Origin of the sequence: Yoonia sp. R78084, from assembly GCF_044595625.1 — a bacterium.
Classification (GTDB): domain Bacteria; phylum Pseudomonadota; class Alphaproteobacteria; order Rhodobacterales; family Rhodobacteraceae; genus Yoonia.
Genome location: NZ_CP138993.1, coordinates 2437122 through 2451395, shown reverse-complemented (window position 1 = coordinate 2451395; position 14274 = coordinate 2437122). Strand labels below are relative to the sequence as shown.

General features: G+C 57.0%; 17 protein-coding genes. 8 read left to right on the top strand and 9 right to left on the bottom strand.

Annotation, left to right across the window (positions count from 1 at the left end; all coding sequences use genetic code 11):
* The first annotated feature begins 7 nt into the window (after window positions 1-7).
* Genes ccoO through ccoP form a run of 3 tightly spaced genes read left to right on the top strand, consistent with a single transcriptional unit; the run spans window position 8 to window position 1836 of the window.
* Window positions 8-763, top strand: coding sequence for a cytochrome-c oxidase, cbb3-type subunit II (ccoO, locus tag SJY29_RS12325; RefSeq protein ID WP_110278238.1), 756 nt, complete (start codon window positions 8-10; stop codon window positions 761-763).
* Between the two features lie 12 nt (window positions 764-775).
* Complete coding sequence (locus tag SJY29_RS12320; protein WP_110278549.1) at window positions 776-967, top strand: cbb3-type cytochrome c oxidase subunit 3; 192 nt, start codon at window positions 776-778, stop codon at window positions 965-967.
* On the top strand, window positions 964-1836 hold the full coding sequence (ccoP, locus tag SJY29_RS12315; RefSeq protein WP_400083426.1) for a cytochrome-c oxidase, cbb3-type subunit III: 873 nt from the start codon (window positions 964-966) through the stop codon (window positions 1834-1836). Before SJY29_RS12320 ends, ccoP begins: the two co-directional genes overlap by 4 nt.
* Window positions 1837-1975: 139 nt before the next feature.
* Here ccoP and SJY29_RS12310 read toward each other — a convergent pair whose 3' ends face one another.
* The gene (locus SJY29_RS12310) at window positions 1976-3088 is read right to left on the bottom strand and encodes a Hint domain-containing protein (RefSeq protein ID WP_400083423.1); all 1113 of its coding nucleotides are present in this window, start codon (window positions 3086-3088) and stop codon (window positions 1976-1978) included.
* 62 nt (window positions 3089-3150) lie between these two features.
* On the bottom strand, window positions 3151-3651 hold the full coding sequence (locus SJY29_RS12305) for an Lrp/AsnC family transcriptional regulator (protein ID WP_055687399.1): 501 nt from the start codon (window positions 3649-3651) through the stop codon (window positions 3151-3153).
* 163 nt (window positions 3652-3814) lie between these two features.
* Here SJY29_RS12305 and trxB point away from each other — a divergent pair, with 163 nt between their 5' ends.
* Together trxB and SJY29_RS12295 are read left to right on the top strand one after the other, a co-directional pair.
* Window positions 3815-4783, top strand: a complete 969-nt coding sequence (trxB, locus tag SJY29_RS12300; RefSeq protein ID WP_400083419.1) for a thioredoxin-disulfide reductase — start codon at window positions 3815-3817, stop codon at window positions 4781-4783.
* 178 nt (window positions 4784-4961) lie between these two features.
* Window positions 4962-6671: a bifunctional sulfate adenylyltransferase/adenylylsulfate kinase gene (locus SJY29_RS12295; protein WP_400083416.1), complete on the top strand. Its 1710-nt coding sequence runs from the start codon at window positions 4962-4964 to the stop codon at window positions 6669-6671.
* Between the two features lie 46 nt (window positions 6672-6717).
* Here SJY29_RS12295 and SJY29_RS12290 read toward each other — a convergent pair whose 3' ends face one another.
* Together SJY29_RS12290 and SJY29_RS12285 are read right to left on the bottom strand one after the other, a co-directional pair.
* Complete coding sequence (locus SJY29_RS12290; protein WP_076661025.1) at window positions 6718-6942, bottom strand: DUF1150 family protein; 225 nt, start codon at window positions 6940-6942, stop codon at window positions 6718-6720.
* Window positions 6943-6945: 3 nt separating this feature from the next.
* Window positions 6946-7359 carry an Hsp20 family protein gene (locus SJY29_RS12285; RefSeq protein ID WP_055687403.1) on the bottom strand — a complete coding sequence of 138 codons (414 nt, stop codon included), beginning with the start codon at window positions 7357-7359 and terminating at the stop codon, window positions 6946-6948.
* 164 nt (window positions 7360-7523) lie between these two features.
* Here SJY29_RS12285 and SJY29_RS12280 point away from each other — a divergent pair, with 164 nt between their 5' ends.
* From SJY29_RS12280 to SJY29_RS12270, 3 genes are all read left to right on the top strand, one after another.
* Entirely contained in the window at window positions 7524-7742 is a 219-nt protein-coding gene (locus tag SJY29_RS12280) for a YdcH family protein (protein ID WP_110278244.1), read from the top strand.
* 72 nt (window positions 7743-7814) lie between these two features.
* Window positions 7815-8303 carry a 5-(carboxyamino)imidazole ribonucleotide mutase gene (gene purE / locus SJY29_RS12275; RefSeq protein WP_400083412.1) on the top strand — a complete coding sequence of 163 codons (489 nt, stop codon included), beginning with the start codon at window positions 7815-7817 and terminating at the stop codon, window positions 8301-8303.
* A complete protein-coding gene (locus SJY29_RS12270; RefSeq protein WP_400083409.1) occupies window positions 8296-9366 on the top strand; it encodes a 5-(carboxyamino)imidazole ribonucleotide synthase in 1071 nt (356 codons plus the stop codon). Before purE ends, SJY29_RS12270 begins: the two co-directional genes overlap by 8 nt.
* On the opposite strand, the gene SJY29_RS12265 is transcribed toward SJY29_RS12270, so the two are convergent.
* The 5 genes from SJY29_RS12265 to SJY29_RS12245 all read right to left on the bottom strand — a co-directional run bounded on the left by SJY29_RS12265 (window position 9363) and on the right by SJY29_RS12245 (window position 14268).
* A complete protein-coding gene (locus SJY29_RS12265; RefSeq protein WP_400083406.1) occupies window positions 9363-10088 on the bottom strand; it encodes an esterase/lipase family protein in 726 nt (241 codons plus the stop codon). The genes SJY29_RS12270 and SJY29_RS12265 overlap by 4 nt on opposite strands.
* Before the next feature lie 52 nt (window positions 10089-10140).
* Window positions 10141-10977: a DMT family transporter gene (locus tag SJY29_RS12260; protein ID WP_400083403.1), complete on the bottom strand. Its 837-nt coding sequence runs from the start codon at window positions 10975-10977 to the stop codon at window positions 10141-10143.
* Window positions 10978-10995: 18 nt separating this feature from the next.
* A complete protein-coding gene (locus SJY29_RS12255; RefSeq protein WP_400083401.1) occupies window positions 10996-11841 on the bottom strand; it encodes an NAD(P)-dependent oxidoreductase in 846 nt (281 codons plus the stop codon).
* 63 nt (window positions 11842-11904) lie between these two features.
* Complete coding sequence (locus tag SJY29_RS12250) at window positions 11905-13146, bottom strand: saccharopine dehydrogenase family protein (protein ID WP_400083398.1); 1242 nt, start codon at window positions 13144-13146, stop codon at window positions 11905-11907.
* 27 nt (window positions 13147-13173) lie between these two features.
* Window positions 13174-14268, bottom strand: a complete 1095-nt coding sequence (locus tag SJY29_RS12245) for a carboxynorspermidine decarboxylase (RefSeq protein ID WP_400083395.1) — start codon at window positions 14266-14268, stop codon at window positions 13174-13176.
* Between the last annotated feature and the right edge of the window lie 6 nt (window positions 14269-14274).

The following is a 14274-nucleotide window of genomic DNA, read 5'->3' as shown; positions in this document are numbered from 1 at the left end:
CTGAGATATGTCTGATACACCAAACACACCAGCCAAAGGCTTCCTTTCCAAACACGCGATCCTTGAACGCAGTCCAACGTTGCTTTTGATCTCCTCCCTGTTGGTGGTGACGGTGGGCGGGATCGTGGAAATCGCACCCCTCTTCTATCTTGAGAATACCATCGAAGAGGTAGAGGGGGTGCGACCCTATTCCCCGCTCGAACTGGCAGGGCGCGATGTCTACATCCGCGAGGGGTGCTATGTGTGCCACAGCCAGATGATCCGCCCCATGCGGGACGAGGTTGAACGCTACGGCCACTACTCACTAGCGGCGGAATCCATGTATGACCATCCGTTCCAGTGGGGGTCCAAACGGACGGGCCCCGATCTGGCCCGTGTTGGCGGCAAATACTCGGATGCATGGCACCTTGATCACCTGATCGCGCCACGCTCGGTTGTGCCGGAATCGATCATGCCGGGCTATGCCTACCTGCTCGATACGCCGGTGAACGCGGAGTATACCGCCGATCTTGTGTCCACCCACCGGTTTGTTGGTGTGCCTTACACCGATGAAATGATCGAGGTCGCTGCAGCGGATGTACTGGCGCAGGCCGATCCGAATACAGAGGCCTATGACGATCTTCTCGAACGCTATCCGGGGGCGCAAATCCGCAACTTCGACGGCGCGCCCGGTGTGTCCGAAATGGATGCTCTCATCGCCTATCTGCAAATGCTGGGCACAACGGTCGATTTCTCGACCTTCACCCCAGACGCAAGCCGCTAAGGAGGCATGGATATGGAAAACACATCTCTCCTGACCCAGATGGCTGAAAACTGGATGCTGCTGGCGATGTTCACGCTGTTCATTGGCGCAATCCTCTGGGCCCTGCGCCCCGGGACCCGCGCCCTGCACCGCGACACCGCCAACATCCCTTTCCGTAACGAGGACCGCCCCGGTTCTTCCGAGACTGAGGAGCTGCAGAAATGAGCAGCAATGACCAAAAAGACATCGACGACGTCACAGGCACTGACACAACAGGTCACACTTGGGACGGGATCAAGGAACTGAACAACCCTTTGCCGCGCTGGTGGCTCTGGACCTTCTACATCACGATCTTCTGGGGCGTGGCCTATTCGATCGCCTATCCCGCATGGCCGATGATCAGCGGCGCAACGGCTGGTCTGTTGGGCTATTCAACACGGGCCGAAGTAGCGCAAGACATCGCCCGTTTTGAAGACGCGAACGCCGAGATTTCGGCGCAACTGGCCTCTGCCGATCTGAACACCCTGTTGGAGAACGAGGACCTGGCCCGCTTTGCGACCTCTGCCGGCGGTGCGGTGTTCCGCAACAACTGTTCCCAGTGCCACGGGTCGGGTGCCGCCGGTGCGGTGGGCTATCCCAACTTGCTGGATGATGACTGGCTCTGGGGCGGTGATTTCGACAACATCGAATACACGATCCGTCACGGTATCCGGAACGAGGAAGACTGGGATGCGCGTTACTCTGAAATGACCGCTTATGACGAGATCTTCAGCAATGAAGAGGTGGATCAGGTCGTCCAGTATGTGCGTCTGATTTCCAATCAAGAGCATGACGCGGGTCTTGCAGCGGCAGGCGAAGAGCTCTTCCTCAACAACTGTGCCGCCTGCCACGGCGATGACGGCGCAGGTAACCGTGATCTGGGCGCGCCTAATTTGACCGATGCGATCTGGCTCTACGGCGGGAGCGTGGATGCCCTCGAAGAAACCGTGCGCTATGCCCGTTTTGGTGTCATGCCGCCTTGGGGCGAACGCCTGACAGAGGCAGAAATCAAAGCAGTCACCGCTTATGTCCACCAGTTGGGTGGGGGCGAATAGGGATCACTGGCCTCGGAACATCTGTTCGCGCATATATCTGATGGCTATGTGAAGGAGAGGGCGTCTGCGAAAGTGGGCGTCCTTTTCTTTCTTGATTGAACTAGCTGTCACCGCTGGCGATGACGCGGCGCAGAAGTCTCTACATGAGAACCGGTTTTTGATTCTTCAGATGGCGTGCGATGGCCTGCTTTTGTTGTCGCCCCGATGGGATAAAACGCGCAGGTTCCGGCCGGTAGTTGATGTCTGCTATTTCCGGAAACAGCGTCAGAATTTCTTGCTTTGCTTCGGGTGAAATGGCGCTGAGGGCCTCTGGGCCGGTGAAAAGGCTTTCCGTTGGCGCGCCTTCGGCAAAGATCACCTCGTGCTGATCAAACAGAAGGTGGACATAGGTGACGTGGGATACGTCCTCTTCCACGTAAATGCCGGGCAGGGCGGTCAATTTGATCGCCGGAATTAGCACGTCACGCACGTCAAACATGCGTTCCGAGATATTCGAGGACACCAGCATCCTGTGTTGCCGCGATACCAGCAGGTCGCGCTCGGGTAGGTCTTTGCCCAAAGCACCAGCAACGATACGGACAGGATAGAGGCGCGGGTTGCAGCGCAATTCATCCTTTGAAAGGGTTGTGGTAAAGACACGGCGCAAGATACCAAATGTCTGATCCGCCCGCAGAATACGGTCACCCTCACTGAGTGTCTCAACCGGCTGCGGCCCTCGGTCCGTTGAAATAAGCGTACCTTCGCAGAAACAAGGAACAAGACGGGATTCGTCGATTGCACCGGGGCCACCATTTGAGGGACCTTCAGATGCACTTATGATCTCGAGCGGGGTGTTGGGCGGGGGTACGATATCAACAAAGGTGATCGCCTCGATTGTCGCATAGCTCGGGCTGCTATTGTTGATATTGACAGCGATCGCTGTGTAGAGGTTGCCATCGGGATCACGCAGGACGAATTGATATTCGGCTTCAATGCCCGCGCCTGCCGTAAAGGTCACACCATCAATAGTGACATCGGCATCAAGGCTCTGACCGCCGTCATTATCCGCAAAATTCGTTTCCGAGCCACTGTCGTCGACAAAAATCTCTGTCGTGCCTGTCGTGTTGATTGTGAGCGTTTCGCCGACCAGATGACTGCCGTCACCCTGGTCAAGTCCGTCAAGTGTCTTGGGAACGGTAACGCCATCGACAACCCGCGTTCCGGTAAGCGAGATATTCCCTTCGCCGTAAACAAAGAACGAATATATTGCCAAAGTGCATACTCATAAGGTTGACCTCATGAGTTTAGGCGACTTTGGGCGCAAAAGAAAGTTTTCTAAGCCTCTTGCGCCAACCGGGCCTCAAGCACGTCAAACGGCACGCCGGGTTCATCCTTGGCCCCGCGGATTACCAGTGACGTTTTCACGGATGCCACGTTATCGGCGCTGGTCAGTTCCTCGGTCAGGAAACGCTGGAACGTCCGCAGATCAGGGGCGACACATTTGAGGATGAAGTCCACCTCACCGTTCAGCATGTGACATTCGCGTACCAGAGGCCACGACTTGCAGCGGTTTTCAAATGCACTCAGGTCTGCCTCGGCCTGACTGACCAGTCCGACCATCGCAAAAACCTGTACCTCGAAACCCAATTCGCGGGCGTTGACATCGGCATGATAGCCCTGGATATAGCCTTGCTCTTCCAGAGTACGCACGCGGCGCAGACAGGGCGGGGCGGAGATGCCCACACGCTTGGCAAGCTCGACATTGGTCATGCGACCATCGGCCTGCAGTTCCGCCAGAATCATGCGGTCGATTTCGTCTAGTTTGGTCCCTGGCATCGGATTTTCCCTGATATTTTGCAAATACTACGCCAAGAAGGTCCTGTGCGCAATATTATTTCAAGGGTTAGCAACAAAATAACGCAGGCTGCGCGCGACGAGTTGGTCTTTTATCATCGCCTGCAGAGGGCTATATCGAAAGGGGAATTTAGGAGAGACTGCCATGACCGACGCGCGCCACATCAAAGTATTGATCATCGGATCGGGGCCTGCGGGCTATACGGCGGGCGTTTATGCCGCGCGCGCGATGTTGGAACCGGTCCTGATCCAGGGGATCGAGCCCGGCGGGCAGTTGACCACCACGACCGAGGTCGAAAACTGGCCGGGTGATACCGAAGTGCAGGGGCCTGATCTTATGGTCCGGATGGAGGCGCACGCCCGCGCGATGGGCTGCGAAATCGTGGGCGATATCGTGACCTCGCTTGATCTGCAAAACCGCCCCTTCACAGCCACTTGTGACAGTGGCGCAGTTTATACCGCTGATGCGGTGATCCTATGCACCGGTGCGCGTGCGAAATGGCTGGGGCTGCCGTCGGAAGAGAAATTCAAAGGGTTCGGTGTGAGCGCCTGTGCGACCTGCGATGGCTTCTTCTATCGTGGCCAAGAAATTATTGTCGTTGGTGGCGGCAACACAGCCGTGGAAGAAGCGCTTTTCCTGACCAACTTTGCATCCAAGGTCACGCTGGTGCACCGCCGTGATGAACTGCGCGCCGAGAAGATTTTGCAGAACCGTCTGATGAACAACCCCAAGATCGAGACACTGTGGTTCCATGAGATCGACGAGGTATATGGTGCCGATAGTCCTTTGGGCGTGGAAGGCGTGCGCGTGAAGCATACGCAAACCGGTGAAGTAACTGAGATCCCTGCAAAAGGTGTGTTTGTGGCAATTGGGCATGCGCCGGCGTCAGAACTGGTCAAGGACCAGTTAGAGACCCACAGCGGCGGCTATGTCAAAGTGGCCCCTGGTACGACGAAAACCGCCATCCCGGGTGTTTTTGCTGCAGGTGACTTAACAGACCATGTGTATCGTCAGGCGGTCACCTCTGCCGGTATGGGCTGTATGGCGGCGCTGGATGCAGAGAAATACATCGCCGAGTTGGAAGATACGCAGGCTGTCGCAGCCGCCGAGTAGGTTTTCAACCCGCGGCCATTAAGGTCAGTGTTCTAATCCGCGGCCTTGAAAGGGGACGCTAACCCTGTATTTGCAGGGCAAAGGACATTATCGGTTTTTTTCGATCTGGCCGCTAGACAAGCCCCTTGGGCCACGTCTATGCCACGGCTAACTGACCTTTAGCGTATTTGAGATAACTATGTCGCATGATCTGACACCTGTTCCAGAGCTTTATGTTTCTTACGAGAGTGCCCAGAAGATGAAGCTGGAAGCCGCCGAGCTGACCAGCCATGATCTGACACCGCGCCAGATCTGCGATCTGGAATTGCTGATGAACGGCGGCTTTAACCCGCTAAAAGGGTTCTTGGGCCAAGCCGATTACGAAAGTGTCGTTGACACGATGCGTCTGGCCGACGGCACGCTTTGGCCGATGCCGATTACGCTGGATGTGTCCGAGGCCTTTGCCGAGACAATTGAACTTGGTCAGGATATCGCGCTGCGTGATCAGGAAGGTGTGATCCTTGCCACGATGACCATCACCGACAAATGGGTGCCGAACAAAGCGCATGAGGCTGAAAAGGTCTTTGGTGCGGATGATAGTGCGCATCCTGCCGTCAATTATCTGCACAACACTGCAGGTGCCGTGTATCTTGGTGGTCCTGTCACAGGTATCCAGCAACCTGTGCACTACGATTTCCGCGCGCGCCGCGACACGCCAAACGAATTGCGCGCCTATTTCCGCAAGTTGGGATGGCGCAAAGTCGTGGCCTTCCAGACCCGCAACCCGCTGCACCGCGCGCATCAGGAACTCACGTTCCGCGCGGCCAAAGAGGCGCAGGCGAACCTTCTGATCCATCCGGTCGTGGGCATGACCAAACCGGGCGATATTGACCACTTTACACGCGTGCGTTGTTACGAGGCGGTGCTGGATCAATACCCTTCATCTACCACTACAATGTCCTTGCTGAACCTTGCTATGCGCATGGCCGGTCCCCGCGAGGCAGTCTGGCACGGCTTGATCCGTAAAAATCACGGCTGTACCCATTTCATCGTCGGTCGCGATCACGCAGGCCCCGGCAAGAATTCTGCGGGCGAGGATTTTTACGGCCCCTATGATGCACAGGACCTGTTCCGCGAGCATCAGGAGGAAATGGGCATCGAAATGGTCGACTTCAAGCACATGGTTTATGTGCAGGACCGCGCCCAATATGAGCCAGCGGACGAGATACTGGACAAGGACAATGTGACGATACTCAATATCTCGGGCACAGAACTGCGCCGCCGCTTGTCCGAAGGGCTTGAGATTCCTGAATGGTTCTCATTTCCTGCTGTGGTCGAAGAACTGCGCAAGACGCGCCCCCCGCGTGCAGAGCAGGGGTTCACCGTGTTCTTCACCGGATTTTCGGGTTCTGGAAAATCAACGGTAGCTAATGCGCTGATGGTCAAGCTGATGGAAATGGGTGGGCGTCCGGTCACGCTTCTGGACGGGGATATCGTGCGCAAGAACCTGTCATCCGAACTGGGCTTCAGCAAAGAGCACCGCGATCTGAACATTCGCCGGATCGGCTATGTGGCCTCCGAGATCACCAAGAACGGTGGCATCGCGATCTGTGCCCCGATTGCGCCCTACGCGGCGACCCGACGTGCCGTGCGCGAAGATGTCGAGCAGTTTGGCGCGTTTATTGAAGTGCACGTCGCCACCTCTATCGAGGAATGCGAGCGGCGCGACCGCAAGGGGCTCTATAAGCTGGCGCGGGCTGGGAAGATCAAAGAGTTCACGGGTATCTCGGACCCATATGACGTGCCTGAAAACCCGGAACTGCGGTTGGAAACCGAAAGCGTACCAGTCGACAACTGCGCGCATCAGGTGATCCTGAAGCTTGAAAGTCTTGGGCTGATTAAAGGTTAAGGCGTTGGTGCCAAAAGTAAGGTGGATCAAGATCCACCTTACATGATCAATGCACAGTGACAGGCTGCATATTGTTTTCGCGGGCCAGATGAAAAGCCAGCTTGCGATCAGCAACCAGCGCGAGTTGTTCGCCATCGGCGTTGTGGACTGAAAACAGCTCTTCCAGGTCACCGACGCGTTCGCGCATTTCCTCGGGAAGGTCGGTTGCAAGGATAGGTTTCACATAGACGATGCCTTGACCGAGCTTTTCGAGATCGAATTTGGTATTCATAACTTACCCCTTCCTGATTTTGATCGTTTGCACGACACGCTGCGGGACTGCGCGGGTCAGATCGACGTGCAGCAGACCGTTTTCCATGATCGCCTCGCCGACATCGACACCATCGGCCAGTACAAAAGAGCGCTGGAATTGCCGCGCCGCGATCCCGCGATGCAGGAAGATACGGCCTTCACTGTCGTCAGACTGGCGGCCACGAATGACCAGCGCATTGTCCTCAACCGTGATTGACAGATCACCTTCCGCAAAACCGGCAACGGCCAGCGTGATCCGGTAGGAATTTTCCGACGTTTGTTCGATGTTATAGGGCGGGTACCCTTCGTTGCCGCTTTTCGCGGTCCGTTCGACCAGCCGTTCCAGCTGTTCAAAACCCAAAAGGAACGGATGCGTTCCCAAAGCCAATTTTGTCATAAGACATGCCCTTTGTTGAAGCGACTGTCAGGTTGTGGTCCCGTTGCGGCGACCGTTGCTAAAAATATGGGTGTGGATCGGGCATTGATCAAGAGGAAGTATTAGGTTCTTGATGCTTTCACACTATAGAGTGGGGCAAGATCCCGCCCCTGAATGAGCTGTTGATGAACACTTCGAACAAAATGGAAGAAGTAGAGGTCCTTCGCATCAAGCTGGAGGTGCTGCGTCGTGAGCACCGTGATCTGGACGAAGCCATTGAGGCCCTGCATGAGCGCGGCTCGGCTGATATGCTCACCATCAAGCGGTTGAAAAAGCAAAAGCTGGCGCTGAAAGACCGGATTGCCCAACTCGAAGACCGCATTTTACCTGATATCATTGCATAACACGCCAGAGGGCATTGCCGCGCCGCCGGGCTTGGCTATAGTGCCGCTTCGTTTTGAAGGTGGGACAATATCATGACCAAACCCCTTGTCGGTATCATTATGGGCAGCCAGTCGGACTGGCCCACGATGCGCGAAGCGGCAGATGTGCTTGATGCTTTGGGGGTTCCTTACGAGACCAAGATTGTCTCGGCGCACCGGACCCCTGATCGTCTATGGGAATACGGCAAGACTGCTGTGGACCGTGGTTTGCATGTCATCATTGCAGGCGCTGGTGGTGCAGCGCATTTGCCCGGCATGATGGCGTCGAAAACCCGTGTACCTGTGGTGGGCGTGCCGGTGCAGACGAACGCCTTGTCGGGTGTGGACAGCCTTTATTCCATTCTGCAAATGCCGCGCGGCTATCCTGTGGCAACAATGGCAATCGGTGCGGCGGGGGCCAAGAACGGTGGTTTGATGGCGGCGGGTATTCTTGCGCTTCATGACGCCGATTTGGCCGCGCGATTGGACCAATGGCGCAGCGATTTGAGCGATTCTATTCCGGATGAACCCAGCGATGTCTAACCCACTTCCTGTCGGGGCCACGATCGGTATCTTGGGCGGTGGTCAATTGGGTCGTATGCTGGCCGTTGCTGCAAGCCGCCTTGGCCTGAAAACCCATATTTTTGAACCTGGCGCGAATGCACCTGCGGGTGATGTCGCGCACCGTGTGACGACGGCTTCCTATGATGACATCGCAGCGCTGACTGCCTTTGGAAATGCGGTTGATGTCATCACATATGAGTTCGAGAACATCCCAACGAGCGCGCTTGATTTGCTGGAAAAACTGGCCCCGATCCATCCAGGGCGTCAGGCATTGGCCACCAGTCAGGACCGTTTGACGGAAAAGACCTTCTTGCAGGACTTGGGTTTGCAAACAGCGCCTTTTGCGGATGTCGGCAACGCGGCCGAGTTGGACGCTGCACTTGCCACGATTGGCACGCCTGCGATCCTGAAGACACGGCGGATGGGCTATGACGGCAAGGGGCAGGCGCGGATCACGACGCCGGATGATGCGGCCAGTGCACTTGCCGATATGGCCGGTGCACCAGCGATCTTGGAAGGATTTGTGAATTTCAGCCATGAGGTGTCAGTTATTGGCGCCCGCGGGCCTGACGGGGCGGTGGCATGCTATGATCCGGGCGAAAACGTGCATGAGGCGGGCATTTTGCGCACCACGACCGTGCCTGCGAAACTCACGCCCGGCCAGCGCACGGATGCCGTGCTGACTGCAGCGCGCATCCTGAATGCGCTGGACTATGTCGGTGTCATGGGGGTCGAGTTGTTCGTCACTCCGCAGGGTTTGATCGTGAATGAAATCGCGCCGCGTGTCCATAATTCGGGCCATTGGACACAGAATGGCTGCACCATTTGCCAGTTCGAGCAGCATATCCGCGCCGTGGCCGGCTGGCCCTTGGGGGACGGTTCGCGCCATTCGGATGTGGTGATGGAGAACCTGATCGGCGACGATATGGACCGTGTGCCCGAGTTGGCCAAAACTGATGCGGCGATCCACCTTTATGGCAAGGCCGAGGTCAAGGCAGGGCGCAAGATGGGCCATGTCAATCGGGTTGTAAAACCCGCTTAGTCGGTCCCGAAGATAATCCCTGTGAGGCTGAGACTGCGGTCGAATTCGCCGTCGCGCAGGAAGGCTATGACCTCTTCGATGACCAGAGGATTGTTCATCATGAAGGTATGGGTGACCGGCAGGACAAGGTGGTCTTGCATACCCTCCAGCCGCGTGGACGCGACCGACACTTTCCCGTCATCGGGCCCTTCGATCAGGGCGGAATAGACAGGGTTAAGGGTGCGATTGCCCGCGATAATCCCGATTTCATACGGTACTTCCGCCAGTTGGTTCGGCAGGCTGCCTGCCTCGGTCCCCAGTTGCAGGCCAGCGGGGCCGTTGACCCATTGGAACGGTTCGAAGTCGCCGAAGATATCGACGAGTTCGGAGCCGCCATTGGGTGGCCCCAGCATGACCACCCGCCCCATGTCAGCGGGGCGGTTGTTGGTCAGCCATGCACGCACAAGGATGCCGCCCATCGAATGGGTCACAAAATTCACGCGGCGGTCGCCACAGGCGGCCACATCTTCGGGCAGGTTTTGTTGCACCAATGTCGGGATATCCGCCTCTGTCGAGGGGTAGCCGCGGTTCACCACGAAATACCCTTCGTCTTCAAGCACCAGCTGGAGGGGGGTCAGCGAAATTTCGGTCCGTGCCAGACCGTGGAGCATGACAACGCACTCTTGCGCCACCGCTGCGCCAGACAGGAAAATGCCGAAAAGTGATGTCCAAATCAGTCTCATACCCCATAGGTAGCATCCATGGGGGCGTGCAAAAGTCCAAAAGTGCATAAACCTAACGTCGTGCGATCAGCGACACAGCGATGCCGCCAAGAACCAGCGTCCCTGCTGCGATCAGACGGGGAGTAAGCGGTTCGCCCAAAAACAGCACGCCGGCGGTTACGGCGATAACGGGCACGCTGAGTTGTGCGATCCCTGCAATGGTGGTCGGCAGGGCGGGCAGGGCGCGGTACCAGAGTGCATAGCCAAGCCCCGAAGTGATCGCCCCTGCGATGATGGCGGTAAAGATAGCGGGGGCAGGCATGCCGCCTATGCCGGTTGCGATCATCACCACTGCGACTAGCGGCAAACACAATAGAAAGTTGCTGGCGGTGGCGCCTAGGGGGTCGGCCTCGGCCCGTCCCAGAAGCGTGTAAGCCGCCCAGGCCGCCCCGGCAACGGTCATGGAAATGGCGCCACCGATGGGGACGGTGATGTCGCCGTTGGGCCAGAGCAGGACACAAAGACCTGCCAGCGCGATAGCGGCCCCGACCCAGCGCAAAAGGGGGATGCGACCACCTTCGAAGACGGCCCAGCCAAAGATCAGGATTTGCAGAACGCCAAAAAGGATCAGCGCGCCCAGCCCCGCGTCAAGCGTGATGTAGGCCAAAGAAAAACCGACCATATAGATGGCGAGCGCCAGCGCGCCTGCGCAACGGCGCGCCGTGAAGACCTCTGGCCTTGGCGCCTTGCGGGCCATCACCAAGACCCACAGCATTGCCGCCCCTGCGCCTGTCCGGATGGTCGCGAAATCCATCGGGTCCATACCTTGCAGCGCCACACCAATCCTGTTGAGGATTGAATTGGCAGCAAAGGCGCACATCGTGAGTGCGACAAGGGCGAAAAGCCGCATTATGCAGGCCTGCTCGCGTTATCCACGGTTGTAGGCTGCCGTGACCAGTGCTGCGGGGTCTTTTGCGCCCAGACCATCAGCGAGAGCCTGTTTTTGACGTTCGCCTGCGAGTGCCAAGATGGGAGAGGAGAGCCCGTAGGCCTCGACCACACGTTGGAAGACGCCGTTGTCTTTGTGGGCTGCCTGGATTTCGAAGCCGACCGTTTCGTCATCGCCGAGGATTTTGGGAATACGGTCCGCGATCATGGGAATACCGGCAGGGCCACCGCAGAGGATGCGCAATGCGGTTTCCAGCGTAAGACCTGCACGTTTTGCCAGTGGCATCATGTCATCAAGGCCGCTGAAGTAGCATTGCAGCATGCTGTTGTTGATTGTTTTCATCACAAGGCCAGTGCCAAGCGGCCCCACGTGGAAGACGCGGCCAGAGATGGCGCTCAGGATGGGTTCCGCGCGTGCTGCCGCATCATCGCTGCCGCCGATAAAGACACCGCATTGGCCTGCAAACACCAGTTCCGGTCCGCCGGAGATCGGGGCATCGACGGCCAGAGCACCTTTGGCCTCAATCCGCGAAATGCGGTCTTTGATGATCGTGGGGACGACCGTGCTTGTGTCGATGATGATCTTGCCGGTGAGGTCCTGAGTGAGGCAGGTGTCGAGAACGGAAGCCACAGCGGTATCATCAAGCAAGCTGAGGATCAGCGTGTCGCAGGTGTCGATCAGGCTGGAAAGGTCCGCCGTGATGGCGATCCCGTCCACTGCGCGGCCACTGCGGGTCCAGCCCTGGACGATGTGGCCTTGCGCACGCATCCGCTGGGCAATCGCGCTGCCCATGCGCCCTAATCCGATGATACCGGTCTTTGTCATGCTGCGCCTCCTTTGTCAGAGGCGATATGATACCGGATCACCGGAAAAGGGAAGGCGGGTTGCTTAGGCAGCGTCCCACGCACGGTCGCCCTTGGCGTCTTTGACGCGTGTGGGCAGGCCGATTTTATCGAGCAGGGAAAACAGTGGTTTGGGGTCCAGCTCTTCGACGTTCATCATCTTGCCGTGGTCATAGGTGCCGTCGGCAATGCGCATGGCCACAGCCACTGGAGGCACGCCAGCGGTATAGGAAATCCCCTGGCTGCCGACCTCGTTGTAGGCGTCTTTGTGATCGGCGACGTTGTAGACGAAAACCTCGACCTCTTCGCCGTCCTTGGTGCCTTTGACCAGATCACCGATGCAGGTCTTGCCGGTGTAATTCGGGGCAAGGCTGGACGGATCGGGAAGAACGGCTTTCACAACTTTCAGAGGGACAACTTCAAGGCCCTCTGCCGTAACAACGGGCTGTTCGGACAAGAGGCCTAGGTTTTGCAGCACGGTGAAGACGTTGATGTAGTGATCGCCAAAGCCCATCCAGAACCGGATATCGGCCTGCGGATAGTTCGCGGCAAGCGAGTGCACCTCGTCATGGCCGGACATATAGGCCTTTTGCTTGCCCACAACGGGCAAATCCCATTCGCGGCCGACCTCGAACATCTTGTTTTCTTGCCATGCGCCGTTTTGCCAGCTGTAGACGGTGCCGGTGAATTCGCGGAAGTTGATTTCAGGATCGAAGTTGGTCGAGAAATACTTGCCGTGGTTGCCTGCGTTGATATCGACAATGTCGATTGATGTGACCTCATCCATGAATTCATCGACTGCAAAACGTGCGAATGCATTCACCATGCCCGGATCAAAGCCTGCACCGAGGATCGCAGTGACGCCAGCGGCGGCGCAATCGTCGCGGCGTTTCCATTCATAGTTGGCGTACCATGGCGGCGTTTCGCAGATTTTAGCCGGGTCTTCGTGGATCGCTGTGTCGATATAGGCAGCCCCTGTCTGGATGCAGGCCTCAAGCACGGTCATGTTCACGAAAGGCGAGCCGACGTTGATCACGATCTGGGCGCCTGTGTCTTTGATCAGATCGGCCACAGCCGCACTATCCATGCCATCAACGGCATGGGCCTTTAGAACGCCGTCCTGTTTCATCGCAGATTTTTCATGCACGCTGTCAATGATCGCCTCGCATTTGGCGATTGTTCTGCTTGCGATATGGATGTCGCCGAGCACGTCATTGTTCTGCGCACATTTATGCGCGACAACCTGTGCGACGCCACCTGCGCCGATGATCAAGACATTGCGTTTCATATATCCAAAAGACCTCTTGTTGTAGTTTCAGGAGAGCGCGGCGGCGAAATCATCATAGTTGAAATCGCGCACCAAACGGACCGTGCCATCCAGTTCGCGGATGGCGATGCTGGGCATCTTGACCCCGTTAAACCAGTTTTTCTTAACCATTGTGTAACCTGCCGCGTCCTGAAACGAAAGCCGGTCGCCCGCTTTGAGCGGGGCGGCAAAGCGGAACTCACCAAAGATATCGCCTGCGAGGCAGGATTTGCCGCAGATCATCCATTCATGATCGCCCGTGTTCGGCGCAATCTTGGCATGTTCGCGGTAGATGATCAGATCCAGCATGTGCGCTTCGATCGAACTATCGACGATGGCAAGGTTTTTACCGTTGTGCATGGTGTCGAGCACAGTGACTTCGAGCGTTGCGGCCCCTGTGATCGCGGCCTCTCCGGGTTCTAGGTAGACCTGTACGCCGTAGGTGGCGGCGAAGGATTTCAACCGCGCCGCAAGCCTGTCGAGCGGATAGCCTTCGCCTGTGAAATGGATGCCTCCGCCTAGGCTGATCCAGTCCATTTTCGCGATCACCGCGCCAAAACGGTCCTCGATCAGGGTCAGCATTTCGTCGAAACGGTCGAAATCGTCGTTCTCGCAGTTGTTGTGGAACATCAACCCGCTGATCTGGTCGGTGACTTTCGCAATTTCAGCAGGATCATGTTCGCCCAGACGGCTGAAAGGGCGGGCAGGATCGGCGAGGTCAAATTCGGAAGTAGAAACACCCGGGTTCACGCGCAGGCCGCAGATATGGTCTTGTGATGCTTCCGCAAATTTTTGCAACTGACCAATGGAATTGAAGATGATCTTGTCGGAATGGTCCAGAACTTGCGCGATTTCGTGATCGGCGTAGGCCACGGAATAGGCGTGTGTTTCGCCTGCGAATTTTTCCTTGCCCAAGCGGACTTCATACAAAGAGGAGGAGGTGGTGCCGTCCATATAGTCGGACATCAGGTCAAAGACGGACCATGTTGCAAAGCACTTGAGCGCCAATAGGGATTTCGCACCGGAATTTTCGCGCAGCCACGCGATTTTTTTGAGATTTGGCAACAGGCGGGATTTGTCGATCAGGTAATAGGGTGTCTGCATGGTCGG

What these genes read in the sequence shown, in the direction of transcription:
- ccoO (WP_110278238.1), top strand. Translation starts at nt 8, where the DNA reads ATGTCTGATACACCAAACACACCAGCCAAAGGCTTCCTTTCCAAACAC.
- SJY29_RS12320 (WP_110278549.1), top strand. Translation starts at nt 776, where the DNA reads ATGGAAAACACATCTCTCCTGACCCAGATGGCTGAAAACTGGATGCTG.
- ccoP (WP_400083426.1), top strand. Translation starts at nt 964, where the DNA reads ATGAGCAGCAATGACCAAAAAGACATCGACGACGTCACAGGCACTGAC.
- SJY29_RS12305 (WP_055687399.1), bottom strand. Translation starts at nt 3,651, where the DNA reads ATGCCAGGGACCAAACTAGACGAAATCGACCGCATGATTCTGGCGGAA.
- trxB (WP_400083419.1), top strand. Translation starts at nt 3,815, where the DNA reads ATGACCGACGCGCGCCACATCAAAGTATTGATCATCGGATCGGGGCCT.
- SJY29_RS12295 (WP_400083416.1), top strand. Translation starts at nt 4,962, where the DNA reads ATGTCGCATGATCTGACACCTGTTCCAGAGCTTTATGTTTCTTACGAG.
- SJY29_RS12290 (WP_076661025.1), bottom strand. Translation starts at nt 6,942, where the DNA reads ATGAATACCAAATTCGATCTCGAAAAGCTCGGTCAAGGCATCGTCTAT.
- SJY29_RS12285 (WP_055687403.1), bottom strand. Translation starts at nt 7,359, where the DNA reads ATGACAAAATTGGCTTTGGGAACGCATCCGTTCCTTTTGGGTTTTGAA.
- SJY29_RS12280 (WP_110278244.1), top strand. Translation starts at nt 7,524, where the DNA reads ATGAACACTTCGAACAAAATGGAAGAAGTAGAGGTCCTTCGCATCAAG.
- purE (WP_400083412.1), top strand. Translation starts at nt 7,815, where the DNA reads ATGACCAAACCCCTTGTCGGTATCATTATGGGCAGCCAGTCGGACTGG.
- SJY29_RS12270 (WP_400083409.1), top strand. Translation starts at nt 8,296, where the DNA reads ATGTCTAACCCACTTCCTGTCGGGGCCACGATCGGTATCTTGGGCGGT.
- SJY29_RS12265 (WP_400083406.1), bottom strand. Translation starts at nt 10,088, where the DNA reads ATGAGACTGATTTGGACATCACTTTTCGGCATTTTCCTGTCTGGCGCA.
- SJY29_RS12260 (WP_400083403.1), bottom strand. Translation starts at nt 10,977, where the DNA reads ATGCGGCTTTTCGCCCTTGTCGCACTCACGATGTGCGCCTTTGCTGCC.
- SJY29_RS12255 (WP_400083401.1), bottom strand. Translation starts at nt 11,841, where the DNA reads ATGACAAAGACCGGTATCATCGGATTAGGGCGCATGGGCAGCGCGATT.
- SJY29_RS12250 (WP_400083398.1), bottom strand. Translation starts at nt 13,146, where the DNA reads ATGAAACGCAATGTCTTGATCATCGGCGCAGGTGGCGTCGCACAGGTT.
- SJY29_RS12245 (WP_400083395.1), bottom strand. Translation starts at nt 14,268, where the DNA reads ATGCAGACACCCTATTACCTGATCGACAAATCCCGCCTGTTGCCAAAT.